The sequence below is a fragment of the Flavihumibacter cheonanensis genome (assembly GCF_022352215.1).
Taxonomy (GTDB): domain Bacteria; phylum Bacteroidota; class Bacteroidia; order Chitinophagales; family Chitinophagaceae; genus Flavihumibacter; species Flavihumibacter cheonanensis.
Map to the genome: position 1 here is coordinate 549,443 of NZ_JAKRWF010000003.1, position 17,655 is coordinate 567,097.

The 17,655-nt window shown below is 47.1% G+C and carries 12 protein-coding genes; 6 read left to right on the forward strand and 6 right to left on the reverse strand.

Annotated features, from left to right (window positions below):
• The first annotated feature begins 36 nt into the window (after positions 1-36).
• A complete protein-coding gene (locus tag MD536_RS16270; protein ID WP_239602074.1) occupies positions 37-1,170 on the forward strand; it encodes a metallophosphoesterase in 1,134 nt (377 codons plus the stop codon).
• Between the two features lie 16 nt (positions 1,171-1,186).
• On the opposite strand, the gene MD536_RS16275 is transcribed toward MD536_RS16270, so the two are convergent.
• Together MD536_RS16275 and MD536_RS16280 are read right to left on the reverse strand one after the other, a co-directional pair.
• Complete coding sequence (locus tag MD536_RS16275; protein ID WP_239602077.1) at positions 1,187-1,996, reverse strand: N-acetylmuramoyl-L-alanine amidase; 810 nt, start codon at positions 1,994-1,996, stop codon at positions 1,187-1,189.
• A 5-nt stretch (positions 1,997-2,001) separates the two neighbouring features.
• A complete protein-coding gene (locus tag MD536_RS16280) occupies positions 2,002-3,339 on the reverse strand; it encodes a DEAD/DEAH box helicase (RefSeq protein ID WP_239602079.1) in 1,338 nt (445 codons plus the stop codon).
• Between the two features lie 99 nt (positions 3,340-3,438).
• Between MD536_RS16280 and MD536_RS16285 the strand changes: the two genes are divergently transcribed.
• The gene (locus tag MD536_RS16285) at positions 3,439-4,341 is read left to right on the forward strand and encodes an SAM hydrolase/SAM-dependent halogenase family protein (protein ID WP_239602081.1); all 903 of its coding nucleotides are present in this window, start codon (positions 3,439-3,441) and stop codon (positions 4,339-4,341) included.
• Here the strand turns inward: MD536_RS16285 and MD536_RS16290 are convergent.
• A complete protein-coding gene (locus MD536_RS16290; protein WP_239602083.1) occupies positions 4,335-5,213 on the reverse strand; it encodes an aldose 1-epimerase family protein in 879 nt (292 codons plus the stop codon). The genes MD536_RS16285 and MD536_RS16290 overlap by 7 nt on opposite strands.
• 58 nt (positions 5,214-5,271) lie before the next feature.
• On the opposite strand from MD536_RS16290, the gene MD536_RS16295 reads away from it, so the two are divergent.
• From MD536_RS16295 to MD536_RS16305, 3 genes are read left to right on the forward strand one after another with little or no spacing between them, the layout of a single operon-like run.
• Positions 5,272-7,794, forward strand: a complete 2,523-nt coding sequence (locus tag MD536_RS16295) for a serine hydrolase (RefSeq protein WP_239602084.1) — start codon at positions 5,272-5,274, stop codon at positions 7,792-7,794.
• Positions 7,795-7,798: 4 nt separating this feature from the next.
• Positions 7,799-8,848 carry an N-acetyltransferase DgcN family protein gene (locus tag MD536_RS16300; RefSeq protein WP_239602085.1) on the forward strand — a complete coding sequence of 350 codons (1,050 nt, stop codon included), beginning with the start codon at positions 7,799-7,801 and terminating at the stop codon, positions 8,846-8,848.
• The gene (locus MD536_RS16305; protein ID WP_239602086.1) at positions 8,845-9,912 is read left to right on the forward strand and encodes a mandelate racemase/muconate lactonizing enzyme family protein; all 1,068 of its coding nucleotides are present in this window, start codon (positions 8,845-8,847) and stop codon (positions 9,910-9,912) included. The genes MD536_RS16300 and MD536_RS16305 overlap by 4 nt, the downstream gene beginning before the upstream one ends.
• On the opposite strand, the gene MD536_RS16310 is transcribed toward MD536_RS16305, so the two are convergent.
• The 3 genes from MD536_RS16310 to MD536_RS16320 are packed head-to-tail and all read right to left on the reverse strand — an operon-like array spanning position 9,900 to position 16,936.
• Complete coding sequence (locus MD536_RS16310) at positions 9,900-10,343, reverse strand: hypothetical protein (protein ID WP_239602087.1); 444 nt, start codon at positions 10,341-10,343, stop codon at positions 9,900-9,902. The genes MD536_RS16305 and MD536_RS16310 overlap by 13 nt on opposite strands.
• 7 nt (positions 10,344-10,350) lie before the next feature.
• On the reverse strand, positions 10,351-13,554 hold the full coding sequence (locus tag MD536_RS16315; protein ID WP_239602088.1) for a WD40/YVTN/BNR-like repeat-containing protein: 3,204 nt from the start codon (positions 13,552-13,554) through the stop codon (positions 10,351-10,353).
• Between the two features lie 22 nt (positions 13,555-13,576).
• Positions 13,577-16,936 (reverse strand): methylmalonyl-CoA mutase family protein, encoded by a 3,360-nt coding sequence (locus MD536_RS16320; protein WP_239602089.1) that lies wholly within the window; start codon positions 16,934-16,936, stop codon positions 13,577-13,579.
• A 146-nt stretch (positions 16,937-17,082) separates the two neighbouring features.
• On the opposite strand from MD536_RS16320, the gene MD536_RS16325 reads away from it, so the two are divergent.
• Positions 17,083-17,655 (forward strand): hypothetical protein, encoded by a 573-nt coding sequence (locus MD536_RS16325; RefSeq protein ID WP_239602091.1) that lies wholly within the window; start codon positions 17,083-17,085, stop codon positions 17,653-17,655.

The window sequence follows — 17,655 nt, forward strand, 5'->3', positions numbered from 1 at the left end:
CTTGCATGGAATCCACTCCAGTTTGTAACTTTCCATATGCGAAAAATTTTCCTGGTCCTATTGGAGTTGATCCGACTGATCCTTCAATTCCTCTTGAAAAAACCGGTCCTCTGGGCGGTTGCCAGGTTTAGCTCGGCGCCTAAACAAGCCAATGTTAACCAGGCATTAGCTGAACTATATCGTTCCATCATTACAGAGCCAGGAAAAAAAGGTCCGTTGATTGGCTTCCGGCCGGATGAACATCCTGTCATCATTTTTACCGACCTGCACAAAGGCACCCGGGATGGTGCAGATGATTTTGCGATCTGTGAAGACAACTACATGACGGCGCTCGATTATTATCTACAAAGAAATTATTTCTACATAAACCTTGGCGATAGTGAGGAACTCTGGGAAAACATCCTTCCCAATGTCATCAAATACAATAAGGCCAATTTTGAAAAAGAGATCCAGTTTGCCAATCGGAAAGCCTTTGTGAAAATTTATGGTAACCACGACCTTTACTGGGGCAACGATCCTCTTGCCCCCAGTTTTCTCAAAGCAATTTACGGCAGACCACTAAAAGCTTTTGCAGGCGCGGTTTTGAGAGCTGAACTTCCTTACGGTCATCTCGATTTTTTCTGCACGCATGGTCACCAGGGTGATGCGCAAAGCGATGGCAACGCGTTTTCAAAATGGTTTGTCAGCTATATCTGGGGACCCCTGCAGGCCTTTCTTGAAATCAATACCAATTCTCCCTCTTCTAACTCTAATCTTAAAACCCTGCACAATCAATATATGTACGAATGGAGTGCGGCTCAGCAAAACCTGGTATTGATAACAGGACATACCCATCAGCCTGTGTTTAATTCATTAACGCACCTGGAACGATTGTACCTCCAATTGGAAGAAGCACAACAAAAGAAGGATACCCAAAGAATCCAGGAAATCAAAGCAGAAATCCCAAGAAGAAAAAGAGAATATGATCATGTGAGCCACCAGTACCACACCATGAGACCCAGCTATTTTAATGCAGGATGTTGTTGTTTTGCTGATGGCACCATAACCGGACTTGAAATTGCGGACGGTTATATCCGACTGGTGAAGTGGTCAAAAAAAGAGGGAAAAACAATTCGAATTGTGGCAGAAGAAGAACACCTGGTTCAGTTATCACAACGACTCAGCTCCTAACCCAACCTCCTGGCGATTATCTGCTCAACTGGTAAAGAATCTTTACTGCTTCCGGCGTCCATCCTGCGGTGGTATCCTGCAACCAGTGCCGCTTAAACGAATGCCTGGCAGCTACTGAATCACTTACATTATATCCAATCAAACGCAAAGCCATAAGCTTATCAAATGTTTCAGGCACTTCAACACCCGTGGTATCTGCATACCATTTTCCAAACCCGCGATCCGCTAATTGTTTCCAGGGAAAGCGCCAGTTCGGATCATTTTTTCGGGTTGGAGCAATATCGCCATGACCAATAAAATTACCTACGGGAATGTTGTGACGCTTTTTTAGTGTGTCCAATAAGGTTAGTAAACTATTCAACTGGCGATCATCGAAGTATTCAAAGCCATTGTTATCGAGCTCGATGCCAATACTGGATGAGTTCAGGTCAGTATCATAACCCCAGCTTCCCACTCCGGCATGCTGGGCACGCAGGTAATCGTTCAGCATATGATGGATGGTTCCATCTTTACAAATCACATAATGGGAACTCACTTTTGTACGAGGCAAGGTAAAGGTTCGCAAGGTTTGATCACAACTGTTTTGAGCCGTATGATGGATAATCACAAAATTCGGCTTGCGCATGCCGAAATTGGTGGTACCTACCCAATACGGAGCTGTTGACATGGATTGAGCCGGAGGAAATTGCTTGAGTTGCTTCGCAAACTGCCGAACCTGCTTCTTATGAGCACGATTGGTAACCTTATAAGGATTCGGACTACAGGCCCAGATCATGGCTATGGAAACAAGAACAGCCAGCCAGGAATTTCGATTCAAAATATGCATGCTATTTATTCTGCAGGACCAGGATTATTAGTTTTCTTCTCCAACTTAATCTTCGCCTTAGGCTCCCCGTTAGACGCAGGAACATTTTCCTTCCTCCTATCTTCCCTTTTCCTTTCCTCCATCTTTCTTTCCTCCATCTTCCTTTCCCCCCTCTTCCTTTCTCCATGTTTCCCTCCTCCTTTCTTCCCTCCTCCATGTTTCCCGCCTCCGGGTTTGTATTCCGGTCCGGGACCTAACTCTGAGGGAATCTCCAGCTTGGGAACTTCATTGCCAATCAGTTGTTCAATCCGGCCAAACCGATTCATTTCCTGCTCACTCACCAATGTAAACGCTTTCCCATCCTTCTCTGCCCGGGCAGTTCTTCCGATCCGGTGAACATAATCTTCGCCATCATGCGGTACATCATAGTTCACAACCACATCAATGGTGTCAATATCAATACCACGACTTAATACATCGGTTGCCACCACTACCGGAATCCGACCACTTTTAAAGCCTCCCAGGATATCTTCACGCTCCGACTGCTCCAGGTCAGAATGAATTTCAGCCACAGAGAAATTAGCTCGCTTAAGGGTCTGGGTTAGTTCCTTTACGGTATGTTTACGACTGCAGAAAATAATCAGACTTCTATGAGGTGTTTCGCGGATTATTTTTTGAATGAGCGCTTTTTTCTGGGGTTCATACACTACATAGGCGCGCTGAACTATTTTTTCCGGAGGCCTTGAAATAGCGATATTCACCTCCACCGGTTGCTTCAGGATTTTTTTCGCCAGGCTGCGGATTTTTTCAGGCATGGTCGCTGAAAACAGCAGGCTCTGTCTTTTTTCAGGGAGGTGCCGGATGATACGCATAATATCATCATGAAAACCCATATCCAGCATGCGATCTGCTTCATCCAATACCAGGAACTGCACCTGGCTGAAATCCACATACCCCATATTCAGGTGAGCGATAAGTTTTCCGGGTGTACAGATCACCAGGTCCACACCATTGCGCAAGGCCTGTTTTTCCTGCACAAAAGCCCCTCCATCACCACCCCCATAAATAGCGAGTGAACTGATTGGCGTAAAATAAGAGAGCCCCTCAACATGCTGCGCGATCTGCACAGCCAGCTCACGGGTAGGTACGATGATCACCCCGCTGGTATGCCCTTCGTGGCGATGTTCAATTAATCGGCTTAGTATCGGTAATAAAAAAGCGGCGGTTTTGCCGGTACCGGTCTGCGCAGAAGCGATCAGGTCTCTTCCTTCTAAAATGGCCGGCATAACCTGTTCCTGTACAGGCGTTAGGGTAATGTATCCGGATGCTTCGATTCCTTCCATCAGTCCCGGATCAAGGTTCAAATCAGTAAACTTCACTTATAAATCTCATTTCGTTAAGTCGTAAAGATAGTGCAATTGGGCCGAGCTTTCGCCTACCTTTAGGTGGCTGAACCATTGCGTATGTACCGTTTCCTCCTTTCCTCCCTTTCTTGCTTTCTCCTTTTGTCCAGCCTCTCTGCCCAGCAACCGGTGCTGCTTTACCAGACTGATTTCGGACTGAAAGATGGTGCGGTGGCTGCCATGAAAGGAGTTGCCTACAGCGTTTCACCCAGACTGGCACAGTACGATCTGACGCATGAAATCCCGGCCTATGATATCTGGACAGCCGCCTACCGGCTGCGGCAAACCATTCCCTTCTGGCCTGCCGGAACGGTGGTTGTTTCCGTGGTAGACCCGGGTGTTGGCTCCAACCGACGTTCTGTTGTTGCCAAATTGAGAACCAGCCAATTTATCGTTACCCCCGATAATGGAACCCTCACCTTGCTGGCAAAGGAAGTCGGCATTGCTGCTCTCCGGTTAATAGATGAAAAACGCAATCGCCTGCCTGGCTCTTCCGATTCGTACACCTTTCATGGTCGCGACCTCTATGCCTATACCGCCGCCCGCTTAGCTGCAGGAAAGATTCGATTTGAAGATATTGGTACTATGTTGGACCCCGCATCGGCAGTACTTCTTCCCTATCAGGAAGCGCAAATAAAAAGGGATTCCATCCAGGGAAATATTCCGGTACTGGATGAACAATATGGTAATATCTGGACAAATATTCCACAAATCCATATCAAACAGAAAGGCTGGAAATATGGAGATACGCTTTCCATGAGTATCCGAAAATCAGGACAACTGGTGTATTCCGGAAAGATTGTTTTTGGAACTACTTTTTCCGCTGTGGCAGCGGGCCAGCCGGTCGCTTACCTGAATAGCCTGCTCAATCTGTCTTTTGGAGTTAACCAGGGAAATTTTGCTAATCAATATAAAGTTTCATCTGGCCCAGACTGGTCCATTGACGTTACCAAGGTTCAATAAATACGCACCGTCCATTGACGTTCGAAAATTTCATTGGGTGGCAGGCAAATTATGCCTTCCTTATCTGTCAGTTGCTGGTTGTGATCAACACTATCCGCAATGCCGCACCAGGGCTCAAGGCAAACAAAAGGCGCATCCGGCGCTGCCCAGATACCGAAAAAAGGGAAATCATGAAAACCAAAATCCAGTCCGTGTGCATGCTTCATTGACCTCAGCCGGATTTCCGTATCTGGCAGGTTTTTCAGAACGATCGCATCCTGTCGGAAAAGTTCTTTTTGTAGCTGCAGCTTTTTATCCAGCAACGGAATTTCTGTAATTCCTGTACCAATCAACCCGTTAACCAATGTATAACGATGCAAGGCATCGGAATCAGAAAATTCAAGATAATAATCTTCATAACGTTGATCTTCACCTGAAACTCGTAATGGAGCAGCAAATGCAGGATGCGCCCCGATAGAAAAATAGCTGTCTTCTTTACCCGGATTCGAAATCATATAGGTACAGGAAAGCAGGTTCTCAAATAAGGTGTAGCGAATCACCAGTTGAAAATCGAAGGGATAAACCTCACGTGTGGTAGCGTCATCTGTCAAAAGAAAACTTGCACTCTCCGCTGACTGATCAATGCATTCAAAACTTCTTTCGCGTGCAAATCCATGTCGGGGTAAGGAATATTGATGCCCCTTATAGAAATACGTATTCTCCTTAAGTGTTCCGACAATCGGAAACAGCACCGGTGAAAACTTGCCCCAATAAGCAGGATCTCCGCTCCATAAATAATCAACGCCTGTTTGCAGGTCTTTCAACTCCTGCAATTCCGCACCGATTGGATGAATCACCGCCCGTATGCGTTCATTCTGAATTGTAATTCGCATACGTAAAGATATCAGGCTTGTCTGATTAAATAGCTAAATTCAGGCTCCAACTGATGTTATGAAAAAAATGATTGTCCTGCTACTGGCAGGTACCTTGCTATTGATTCGCCCGAATCAACTTGTTGCCCAGGTGCAAAATATCGATTCAGCGCTTACCGCGCTGTATCAATCCGGTCGTTTTAACGGCGTAGTACTCTATGCGGAAAAAGGGAAACCGATCCTCTCCAAAACTTATGGGGTAGCGGATTTTCAAACCGGAAAACCATTGAGCATATCTTCACCTTTTAACCTGGCTTCTCTTACCAAACAGTTTATTTGTGCAGGCATATTGATCCTTTATGACCGGGGTTTGTTGCAACTTGATGACCCCGCCAGAAAACATATCCCAACGCTTCCTTATCATGAGATAACTATCCGTCAACTGATGACTCATACATCCGGACTACCGGAGTATTTTGAATTGTTCAACAACAACCGGGGCAACGCGGATACACTGAGCAATGAACTGCTGCTTGCTATGCTGGCTCAATACCAGCCTCCAATGAAATTTACGGCCGGCAGTTCCTGGTCCTACTGCAACACCAACTACGTTTTACTGGCATCCATAATTGAAAAAGTATCCGGCCAGCGCATAGAAGAATTTTTCAAAAAAGAAATCATTCGTCCGCTTGGCTTGAAGAATACCTATATTTTTCGCTTACCCAATACCGTAAACAACCCCAACCAGGTAAAAGGATTTCGGGAAGAGAATGGCCAACGAAGATTGAACGATCTTACTTTCTGGGATGGCGTTGTCGGTGATGGCAATCTCTTTTCCTCTGCAGAAGACCTGCTTAAATGGGAACAACAGTTGTACAAATCAAAAATCATAAAGCCGGCTACACTGGCTATGGCTTTCCAACCCGTACCACTCACTATTCCTGGCCGGGATTCCAGTTATCCCTATGGTTTCGGATGGGGTGTTGACAAAGCGGGAGAACAATATTCGCATACCGGAGGCTGGACGGGTTTTGTAAACATAATAATGCGGGATGTCAAAAAGAAGCGCACCCTGATACTGCTTAGCAGTGGCAGCAATCCAGCCGCAATGATTGCAGCCAGAAACTGGTTCAACGGAAAGCCTGTATTAGTAAAGCCTACCCGAATTATATCCAATGTGAAAGTGGTGGATGGAACAGGTACACCTGCCCGCTCAGCAACCGTTCGCCTGGAAGGAGATAGAATATTGGCAGTGGGTGAACTGCAACCCTTTCCCGATGAACCGGTGGTAGATGGCGGAGGAAAGATCCTGGCGCCCGGTTTTATTGATACCCATAGTCACCTCGAAGGTTCCCTGCAATCCAAACCACAGGCGCTGGCAGCCCTGAACCAGGGAATCACTACCATCGTAGCCGGCCAGGATGGATATGGCAGCTGGATGGACAGCCTGGAGAGTTCGTTCAAAAAAAACGCTCCTGCTATTAATCTGGCAACTTATACCGGGCATACTGGCCTTCGGGAAAAAGTAATGGGAGAAAATGACCTGCACCGGACAGCTACACCCGATGAATTGAATAAAATGAAAGTCCTGCTGGCTGCCGAATTAAAAAAAGGATCATTGGGCTTGTCAACCGGATTGGAATATGATGGCGCCTGGTTCTCTTCCTATAATGAAGTGTTGGAACTGGCAAAGGTTACTTCGTTTAACCAGGGACGTTATATCAGTCATATCCGGAGTGAAGATATCCAGTTGAGAGATGCCATCGAAGAAATTATCGGCATCGGAAAAGAAGCCCGTATTCCGGTTCAGATTTCGCACCTGAAAATTGCCTTGAAAAACGATTGGAAAACAGCACCTGCTATCCTCGCCCGACTGGAAAGAGCAAGACAGCAGGGAATCAATATCACAGCGGATGTTTATCCGTATGAATTTTGGCGAAGCACGTTGAAAGTGTTGTTTCCAAAAACAGATTATACCAATGAAGCCAGTGCTGAATTCGCGGTAACTCAAAGTTTAGATCCCGCTGCATCAGTATTGGTAGCCTATAAACCCCGGCCGGAATACCGCGGTAAAACACTCTCTGAAGTTGCAGTACTGCGAAAGGAAACGCCTGCCCGCACCCTGATGGCATTGATCGCGGAAGTGGAAGCTTATCGCAAAGCCAATCCGGATAGTGGTGGAGTCGAAGGCATTATGGGGAAGTCTATGACTGATGCAGATGTATCAGCTTTTCTGAGCTGGCAACACACCAATATTTGTTCCGATGGTGCAGATGGCGGCCATCCTCGTGGATATGGATCATTTACAAGAGTATTGGCTCAATACGTGCGTGAGAAAAAAATTATATCACTGGAAACTGCGATCAACAAAATGACCGCCCTCGCAGCAGAACATGTAGGCATCCGGCAACGCGGACTGATCGCGGCGGGCTACTATGCCGACATGGTACTGCTGGATCCAGAAACCGTCCAGGACCATGCCACCATACAAAACCCACAGGCCCTTTCTGATGGGATCCTGAAAGTCTGGGTAAATGGAGAACTGGTATATGCCAACAAAGAATTCATGGGAAAATTTCCTGGGAGATTAATTAAAAGATGAATACATGAACCGACCAAAAGCTATTGTAATTACGAATGGATTACTGGACCATTCAGATGCCAAAACTGCACACGGACTGATTCGCGGAACCGAACGATTTGAAATTGCCGGCATTATTGATTTTAAACAGGCTGGTAGGGATGCAGGAGAAGTGTTGGATGGAAAACACCGAGGCATACCTGTTTATGCCGATCTGGATGCAGCTTTGGCGGCGCTTACTGATCTCCGTTATTGTATCATTGGGGTTGCTACTGTTGGAGGAATTCTGCCTCCTGATTTTTTGAACATTATTGAATCAGCCATTCGAAACAGGATTTCAATTGTCAATGGACTACATGATTACCTGAATGAACGTCCCAACCTGGTAGCATTAGCAGCGGAATTTGGGGTTGAACTTATTGATATCCGCCGGCCAAAAAAACGGGCAGCTCTTCATTTCTGGTCCGGAGACATATTTTCCGTTACAGCACCCATTATTGCAGTGCTCGGCATGGACTGTGCCATGGGCAAAAGAACTACCTGCCGCCTGATCCGCCAGGCATGCGAAGAGGAAGGCATTCGGGCACAAATGATTTATACGGGACAAACAGGCTGGCTACAGGGCGGCCAATATGGATTCATTTTTGATTCTACCCTGAATGATTTTATTTCCGGAGAGCTGGAACATGCTATACTGCAATGCTGGAAGGAAACCAAGCCCGACATCATTCTACTGGAAGGACAATCAGCACTTCGGAATCCAAGCGGTCCGGCTGGATCTGAATTCCTGGTTTCAGGAAATGCCAAATACACCGTTTTGGTGCATGCCCCGAAACGAACCCATTTCGAACATACTCCCGCATGGGGAGCAATTCCTTCCGTACAATCTGAAATCGAACTGATCCGGCATTATGGCTCCACTGTTATTGCCGTTGCGCTGAATACGGAAGATTGCTCCACGGAAGAAGCCTACGAATTTCAACGAACACTGGAAGCGGAATTGAAGCTGCCGGTGCTGCTCCCTTTACAGGAAGGAGTTCAAAAAATGCTACCGGTTTTAAATACAATCCTATGAAAATTCATTCCTACCGAGCCTGGCTGGAGAATATCCCACTATCTAAACCCTACTCCATTGCTTATAGTACCAGTTCGGATGCAACAATTGTTTTCCTGGAGCTTACACTCGAAAATGGACTCACCGGTTTAGGTTCGGCGAGCCCTTTTGAAGAGGTAGTGGGTGAAAATCCTGCAGACACGCTTCGTCATTTACAATCCGGTTTCCTGGGAAGTTTTATCGGAAGGGATATCCGGCATTTCAATCAATTGATTGATGAAGCCACTGTTCATTTTAACCACCTGCCCGGATCGCTGGCCGCTGTTGATCTTGCACTGCACGACGCGTTTGGAAAATTCCTTGGTATACCGGTGCTGGAATTCTACGGACAAAAAATCAAACCAATACCAACTTCCGTCACCATTGGCATCAAGGATATAGCGGGAACACTTGCTGATGCAAAAGAGTATCTCCACATGGGCTTTCAAATCCTCAAGATTAAAACAGGAGTTGATGTAGAACTTGACCTCGAACGAATGATTCGGCTCCGGGAAATGGCGGGTCCGGCTATTCAATTGCGGGTGGATGCCAACCAGGGGTATGATCTGCCCAAACTAAAGCGGTTTCTGTCGGGTGCAGAAAAGGCCGGCATTGAGCTGATTGAACAACCGCTGCCTGCAACCGCAGATCAAGACCTGCTGCAGTTATCAGATCAACAACGAAGTATTTTAGTGGCAGATGAATCCCTGCTGGATGCTTCCGCCGCTTTCCAATTGGCGCATGTTCCTACACGTTATGGCGTCTACAATATCAAGCTCATGAAATGTGGAGGTATAAGGGCCGCAAAGGAAATTGCGCTGCTTGCCCAACAGGGAGGCATTTCCTTGTTCTGGGGTTGCAATGATGAAAGCAAGTTAAGTATTACTGCCGCGCTTCATGTTGCTCTCTCCTGCTCAAACACCCGCTACCTCGACTTGGATGGCAGCCTTGAATTGAGTAAGGATATCATTACCGGTGGATTCAGAATTGAGAAGGGTTGTTTGATACCCCTTGATGCACCGGGATTTGGCTGTCAGTTGACCTGAAGACCAAGGGCCTTGGCTATCCGTTTCAGATCAGCCATTTCAGTAGAAGTCAACACTTCATTACTATCGTATTTCGTTTGGAGAAAAACCACCCGCTTGTGTTCGGGAACTTTTTCGAGGATGGCGCAGATTAATTGTCCGGCTACCTCATCTTTTTCCGGTTCCGGTTTACTATCACGGGGAGGCACAACCGACTTTAACCGTGTAGGCATTTTATGAATCAGCGCCTCCAGGGTAGCCAGTTTACCGGGGGAAAGGCCTTCGATTTTCGAGGCCTTTCCGTATAAACCCTGTAACTGTTTTTTACTCAGACTTCCCCTTTGCAGGTATTGTTTGTAAAGGCTGATGATAAAAGAAGACACCGGATAAGCCAGTATGCAATCTTCCAGCACCTCATTCACCACATCAAAGGATGGTTTCTTTTTCTCCATTGCGCTACTAATCTAACGGCATCATTACCCGTTCAATACCCAGTTTACGACAGAGCTGGTTAAGTGCCGGTAGTGCATTTACAATACTTGTATACTCGGTTTTCAGCGGCTTCCAGGTTGCTTCTAATGTTTTGAATTGTTCTTTTTGTCCGTCTGTCACAAATGGAATATTGGTATCCATTTCTCCTTTCAGGAAGAAATAATCCGCGCTGAGTTTATTCACGAAATTGATGATATCATCGTAACTCTGGCTGCGGTTCTGAATCAATTCCTCTTCCCATTTTCCCATTCTTGTGTGCAAGTCCGAAGCGGATTGTTTCAGTTCGGCATAGGCAGGTTTATCGCCAATCAGTTGGAGTAAATCAGCCACCTGTTTTTTGGCAACCCGCATTTTATTTACCGCTCCATGGATATCCCGCAAACCATCTTCCACTTTGGTAAGCCATTCATCCTGTTCATCATATTCCGCCTGGCTCGCTTCAATTCTTGGATCAGCCGCAATGGTGAATGCATGTCGCTGTTCAGTGCCACCAACTTTGAGCACTGCCTCATACTTCCCTGGTGCTGCACGGTGCCCATCCCAGCTACCTTCTATGTAGGCCGTGGGCACTCCTGGATAAGTAGCATGCCTCAGGTTCCAGACAAACCGATTCAATCCTGCGCGTTTGGGCAATAAAGGTTCGGGGGAAGGTCCGCCTGCATATTCCACAAAGGTTGAATCCGGCTTATTCGAGTACGAACGTACCAGTCGCCCGCGGGCATCGCGAATCTCTAATGTAAGCGTCACCGAATCCGCAAGTCCTGGTAACTGATAATAGAACACGGCCCCCGTCGGTGCATTCACGCCTTCATTGGAGGGTGTCATCGGTTTTGGATCATCCGTACTGCCTGTTGCATTCAGGGCACTACCGCCACCTACCCGATACAGTTTCTCCACCCCAAACAGTTTCACAGAATTGGTATCTGCTAATGCTGCGGAATGGCGTACCATAAACAAATCATCCAGGATCCAGAACGACCTTCCCATGGTGGCTGCGATCAGGTTACCCTGGTGAATTTTCAAATCGGTAACCGGTGTTACAGGTAAACCCAACTGTAATCTCGTCCATGCATCTCCGTTATTCCAGGAAACAAATAGCCCTGTTTCCGTTCCGGCAAACAACAATCCTTTTTGTACAGGGTCTTCTCTTACAACTCTTGTATAGGCACCTGCAGGAATACCTGCATCAATTCGTTTCCAACTGGTTCCATAATCATCACTGCGATAGAGCATGGGCGATAAATCATTCATTTTATATTTCGTGCACGCGATATAAACGGTTGCCGGATTGTGTGGTGATACTTCAATACTATTAACCAGGCATTCCGGCAATCCGGCTGGCGTTACATTTTTCCAGTTGGCACCGCCATCTCTTGAGAGGTGCACAAGTCCGTCATCACTGCCGGTCCAGATTACCTGTCCGTCTGTTGATATGGACACATAAGCAATCGTTCCATAATTCTCTCCACCAGCACCTTCATTGGTATAGGGTATCCCGCTCTTACCCATCTTCGTTGTATCATTCCGGGTCAAATCCGGAGAAATGACTGTCCAGGTTTTGCCCAGGTTGGAAGTCTTAAACAGATGATTGCCTGCATGATAAAAACTTCCCCCATCAGCCTTCGACCATACTATCGGGGCATTCCAGTTAAACCGATATTTCATCCGCTTGGGCATAATGCTCTGGTATTGCAGCGGCACTACCATCACCCCTTTACCTTCACTGATTTTTTGATTCAATAACTCGATGGTTCCCTGGTAACTGCCTCCCATGACATAAGTCGGCTGATCCGGATCAAATGCCAAGAAGGCACTTTCTCCTCCTCCGGAATAAAACCAGTTGCGCTCCCCGATATTTCCTCCCCATAAATTCCGGCTTTCAATAACAAGAGAAGTATTATCCTGCTGTCCTGCATAAATGCGATAGGGAAACTGATTGTCTACGTTGATCCGGTACAGTTGCGCAGTGGGTTGATTATCGAGCGGACTGAAACTTTTGCCTCCATTGAAGCTGATGGAGGCACCGCCGTCATCCGCCATTACAAAGTTGGCGGGATTGGAGGGGTTGAACCATAACTGGTGGTAATCGCCATGTGCTGTACGCAAATTGGACCAGCTCTTGCCGCCATCGATACTTTTCACCCACTCTGCTCCCAGCACATGCACTTCATTCTCATTCTGTGGATTCACCGCCAGCTCGATATAATACCAAGCACGGGTCGTTAACCGGTGATCCTTACTGACACGATTAAAAGAAGCACCACCATCTTCGGATACAAATAAGCCACCCAGCTCTTTTTCGGTATCGCTTTCAATAAGTGCATATACTTTTGACGGATTGCTGCGTGATACTTCAATCGCCATCTTACCCAATGCAGCCGGTATTCCCTGGTCCAGTTTGTTCCAGGTTAAACCACCATCAGTAGATTTATACAGGCCGCTACCCGGACCACCACTTTTAACTTCCCAGGGCAGGCGATGATGTTCCCACATGGCGGCGTACAGGATCCGCGGATTGGTCATATCCATGCTCAGATCCGAACATCCCGTGCTGTTATTAACGTAGAGGATTTTTTTCCAGGTGACGCCGCCATCATCCGTTCTGTAAATGCCGCGCTCTTCAGACGGGCCATTCAGTGCGCCTTGTACGGCCACATATACCAGGTCGGCATTTTTTGGATGGATTCGGATGGCTGCAATCTGCCGGCTATCCGGTAAGCCGATTTTTTTCCAGGTGGCACCCGCATCCGTGCTTTTGTAAACGCCATCACCGTAGGAGGTCATGACTCCCCGAGGCGCGTGTTCACCCATACCCACATACACAACATTAGGGTCGGATTCAGCAACGGCAACAGCGCCAACTGAACCTGTTCCAAAATAGCCATCTGAAATATTCTGCCAGCTGATACCCGCATCGGTGGTTTTCCAGAGTCCCCCACCGGTGGTACCCATATAATATGTCTTATCGTTTCCGGGAACCCCACAGGTAGCAACCGATCGGCCGCCCCGAAAGGGCCCAATGTTCCGGAACTTTACTGTCCGGAAACGTTCATCCAGGGAAACAGTGGTTGCTGTTGGAGCTGCCGCAGTAGCGCGCGCTGCTTTTTTCTTCGTTTGTGCCTGGCCGGTGATGGTACCCAGTGCCAGGATCAGTAACAGTAATTTTCTCATGGTTAGATGTCAGACACCTAAACTACATATTCCTGCGATACTGACCGCCAACTTCGTATAAAGCATGAGTAATTTGTCCGAGTGAGCAGTATTTCACTGTTTCCATTAACTCCTCAAACAAGTTTCCATTTGCTACCGCTACTTCTTTCAATCGCTTTAAAGCCGGACCAGCTTTGCCTTCATTCCGTTTCCAAAAGGCCTGCAACTGCTGGATCTGCTGTTCTTTTTCCTCCCGTGTGCTACGGATCACTTCTCCCGGGATGACCGTTGGAGAGCCTTTTTTATTCAGAAAGCTATTCACTCCAATGATTGGTAATTCACCCGTATGCTTCAGCATTTCATAATGTAAACTTTCTTCCTGGATCTTATTGCGTTGGTACATGCGTTCCATCGCACCCAATACGCCACCTCTTTCGGAAATCCGGTCAAACTCCACCAGAACCGCTTCTTCCACCAGATCGGTCATTTCCTCAATTAGGAAAGAACCCTGGATGAAATTTTCCGTTTTCGCCGACCCAAGCTCACGATTAATGATGAGCTGGATGGCCATCGCGCGGCGCACACTTTCCTCCGTTGGCGTAGTGATCGCTTCATCATAGGCATTTGTATGCAGGGAATTGCAGTTGTCATAAATAGCATACAGGGCTTGTAAAGTAGTCCTGATATCATTAAAATCAATCTCCTGCGCGTGCAGGGACCGCCCGGAGGTTTGAATATGATATTTCAACTTCTGGCTACGGTCATTGCCTTTGTATTTTTCCTTCATGGCCTTGGCCCAGATTCGTCGGGCAACCCGGCCAATCACACTGTATTCCGGATCCATGCCATTACTGAAAAAGAAACTCAGATTGGGAGCGAAATCATCAATATGCATACCCCTGCTGAGGTAGTATTCCACATAGGTGAATCCGTTCGCCAATGTAAAGGCTAACTGGGTAATCGGGTTGGCGCCCGCTTCCGCGATATGATATCCACTGATGCTGACGCTGTAAAAATTCCGAACCTTTTGTTTGATAAAATATTCCTGCACATCCCCCATCAGTTTCAACGCGAATTCCGTTGAAAAAATACAGGTATTCTGCGCCTGGTCTTCTTTCAGGATATCGGCCTGCACAGTGCCGCGTACCTGGCTCAACGCTTCCGCTTTCAGTTGATGATAGGTTTCAATCGGAAGTACTTCTTCGGCACTGAGTCCCAATAGTGCCAATCCCAATCCATTATGCCCATCTGGCAACCGTTCCGGTGAAGAAGGATTATAATAGATCGGCTTTTGCAGGTGCTGGTATTTTTTCTCTAGTACTGGTTTGATCCATTGCTCATAACCGCCATTGGCGGAGATCCATTTTTCTGCCATCTGGTCGATCGCGGCATTCATGAAAAAAGCGAGTAGTATCGGAGCGGGACCATTAATCGTCATACTCACAGAAGTACGGGGGTCACAGAGATCAAAACCCGAGTATAATTTTTTTGCATCATCAACTGTGGCGATACTAACACCACTATTGCCGATTTTCCCATAGATATCAGGGCGTACTGCAGGATCCTCACCGTAAAGCGTAACCGAATCAAAAGCGGTGGACAATCGTTTGGCGGGTTGCTCCTGTGATACATAATGGAACCGTTTGTTGGTACGCTCCGGTCCGCCTTCTCCAGCGAACATCCGGGTGGGATCCTCGCCCTGGCGCTTCAATTCAAAAACACCGGCTGTATAGGGGAAATAACCCGGCAGGTTTTCCTGTAATTGCCAGCGAAGAATATCACCCCAATCCTGGTAACGGGGCAACACCACTTTTTTAATTTTTGTTCCGCTCAAAGACAGGCTGGTCAATGGCTGACGAATCACCTTATCTCTCACCTGGTATTCAAAAAAATCCTTATTGTACGCATCCACCAGGCCTTTCCAGTTGTCCAGCAGTTTTTTGCATTCCGGATGCAAGGCTTCTTCATATTTTTTTCGAATCGATTGTAGTTCTGAAATTCCATCCATCCCCGGCTCCTGCAATACACCCGCTAATTGATACAACTTGCTCGCAATTGCACGTTGTGCTTCCACCCATTGATTGTAGGAGCGGTTGGATTCGGCAATTTCTGCCAGGTAGCGAACCCTTTTTGGCGGGATTACCATGGATTGCTGTACGGTATCACGGTGAGGAATAGCCGCTTTCTCTTCTCCCAGGGAAACACCTGTTTTCTGCTTTACCACCTGCACCAGTTTTTCAAAGAGTTCATTCACGCCAGCGTCGTTGAACTGCGCGGCGATGGTTCCTACTACAGGAACGGCATCATCTTTTGCGGTAAAAAGCTGGTGGTTGCGTTTGTATTGTTTGCGCACATCATGCAAGGCATCGAGTGCGCCGTTTTTATCAAACTTATTGATAGCGATCAGGTCGGCATAATCCAGCATATTGATTTTCTCCAATTGCGACGCAGCTCCGTATTCGGGTGTCATCACATAGAGACTTAAATCGCAATAATCCAGGATGGACGCGTCTGATTGGCCAACGCCAGCGCTTTCCAAAATGATCCAGTCAAATCCGGCCTCTTTCACAATATCGATCGCATCCTGTACAGATGCACTTAATGCCACATTATCGTCTCTTGTAGCTAGTGAGCGCATGTAGGCCCGCGGTGATGAAATGCTGTTCATGCGAATGCGATCTCCCAATAAGGCGCCACCTGTCTTCTTCTTTGAAGGGTCTACCGAAATAACCGCAATGGTTTTGTCTTCATAGCGGTTTAAAAAACGCCGCACCAATTCATCCGTAACCGATGATTTCCCGGCTCCCCCCGTTCCTGTAATCCCAATCACTGGGGCAACGCCCTCTTCCATTCCTCCCTCTTCCTTTTCTCCATCCTCCATTCTTCCCTCCTCCGCTCTTGTTATCTTCCTTGCAATAACCCTTACATCCTTCACTTCACCCAATCCCATTGGTTTGGTATAATTGGTTCCATTCAATGAGAACCGGCACTGGTTGATTACATCTTCAATCATACCCTCCAGTCCCATTTTCCGGCCATCATCCGGGGAATAAATCCGGGTAATACCATATTGATGTAATTCCCGGATTTCTTCCGGCAGGATGGTGCCGCCACCGCCTCCGAATATTTTAATATGTCCGCATTCATTCTGATCCAGGAGATCTTTCATGTATTTGAAGAACTCCACATGTCCGCCCTGGTAGCTGGTGATCGCAATTCCCTGCACATCCTCTTCAATAGCCGCCTCTACGATCTCATGCACAGAACGGTTATGCCCGAGATGAATGATCTCCGCACCCTTGGCCTGCAGGATCCGGCGCATGATATTGATCGCCGCATCATGTCCGTCAAATAGAGCCGCAGCTGTTACGATCCTCACTTTGGGTTCCTGTTGTTTACTCATAAAACAAGCATTGTCAATTGATTGCCAAAGTTACAACGCCAAACCCAATTACGAACACCCGTTAGCTTTACCCGTCCGGTGCCACCGGACGGGTGGCACCGGACGGGTGAGGAGGGACAAATCAAAAAAAATCCTATATTGGTGGGGTGAAAAAACTAGCTGCCATACTCCTAACGGGTATGCTCCTCTATAATGTAGTGGGGTATCGCGCGGTTTTTTCCTGGCTGGAACAGCATTCTTACCAATCGCTCAATCAACAGATTGACAATAAAAACTACGAGGAAGAGAGCCTGATCACCATCAAAATGCCGATTGATCAGCTCCCGTATTATACCAACTCTCCCATTTTTGAACGCACCAATGGAATAATTACTGTGAACGGCACCACTTATCAGTATGTGGAGCGCCGTATTTACAATGATTCCCTTGAAATGCGCTGTATCCCCAACCCGTTGGCAACCACCTTGACCAATGCAAGAGATTTATTTTTCCAACTGGTAAATGATATCCAGGAAGCACCCGGCAAAGCCAATTCACCTGCAAAGCCAATGCTCGCTTTAAAAAATGTTTTTTCCGATTATACCATAACGGAATCGCTGAACTCCTTTGAACCGGTTTTCACAACCCGTTCAAGCGCTTTCAATCTATTTATCCTGAAAGATTGCATGTACACCAAAGCTCCCCAGGAACAACCTCCCGATGCTGCTGTGACGGTTTAA

Bases quoted from the DNA above. Each gene is read 5' to 3' on its own strand.
- MD536_RS16270 (WP_239602074.1), top strand. From the start codon at position 37: ATGCGAAAAATTTTCCTGGTCCTATTGGAGTTGATCCGACTGATCCTT.
- MD536_RS16290 (WP_239602083.1), bottom strand. From the start codon at position 5,213: ATGCGAATTACAATTCAGAATGAACGCATACGGGCGGTGATTCATCCA.
- MD536_RS16310 (WP_239602087.1), bottom strand. From the start codon at position 10,343: ATGGAGAAAAAGAAACCATCCTTTGATGTGGTGAATGAGGTGCTGGAA.
- MD536_RS16315 (WP_239602088.1), bottom strand. From the start codon at position 13,554: ATGAGAAAATTACTGTTACTGATCCTGGCACTGGGTACCATCACCGGC.
- MD536_RS16275 (WP_239602077.1), bottom strand. From the start codon at position 1,996: ATGCATATTTTGAATCGAAATTCCTGGCTGGCTGTTCTTGTTTCCATA.
- MD536_RS16300 (WP_239602085.1), top strand. From the start codon at position 7,799: ATGAACCGACCAAAAGCTATTGTAATTACGAATGGATTACTGGACCAT.
- MD536_RS16295 (WP_239602084.1), top strand. From the start codon at position 5,272: ATGAAAAAAATGATTGTCCTGCTACTGGCAGGTACCTTGCTATTGATT.
- MD536_RS16320 (WP_239602089.1), bottom strand. From the start codon at position 16,936: ATGAGTAAACAACAGGAACCCAAAGTGAGGATCGTAACAGCTGCGGCT.
- MD536_RS16285 (WP_239602081.1), top strand. From the start codon at position 3,439: ATGTACCGTTTCCTCCTTTCCTCCCTTTCTTGCTTTCTCCTTTTGTCC.
- MD536_RS16305 (WP_239602086.1), top strand. From the start codon at position 8,845: ATGAAAATTCATTCCTACCGAGCCTGGCTGGAGAATATCCCACTATCT.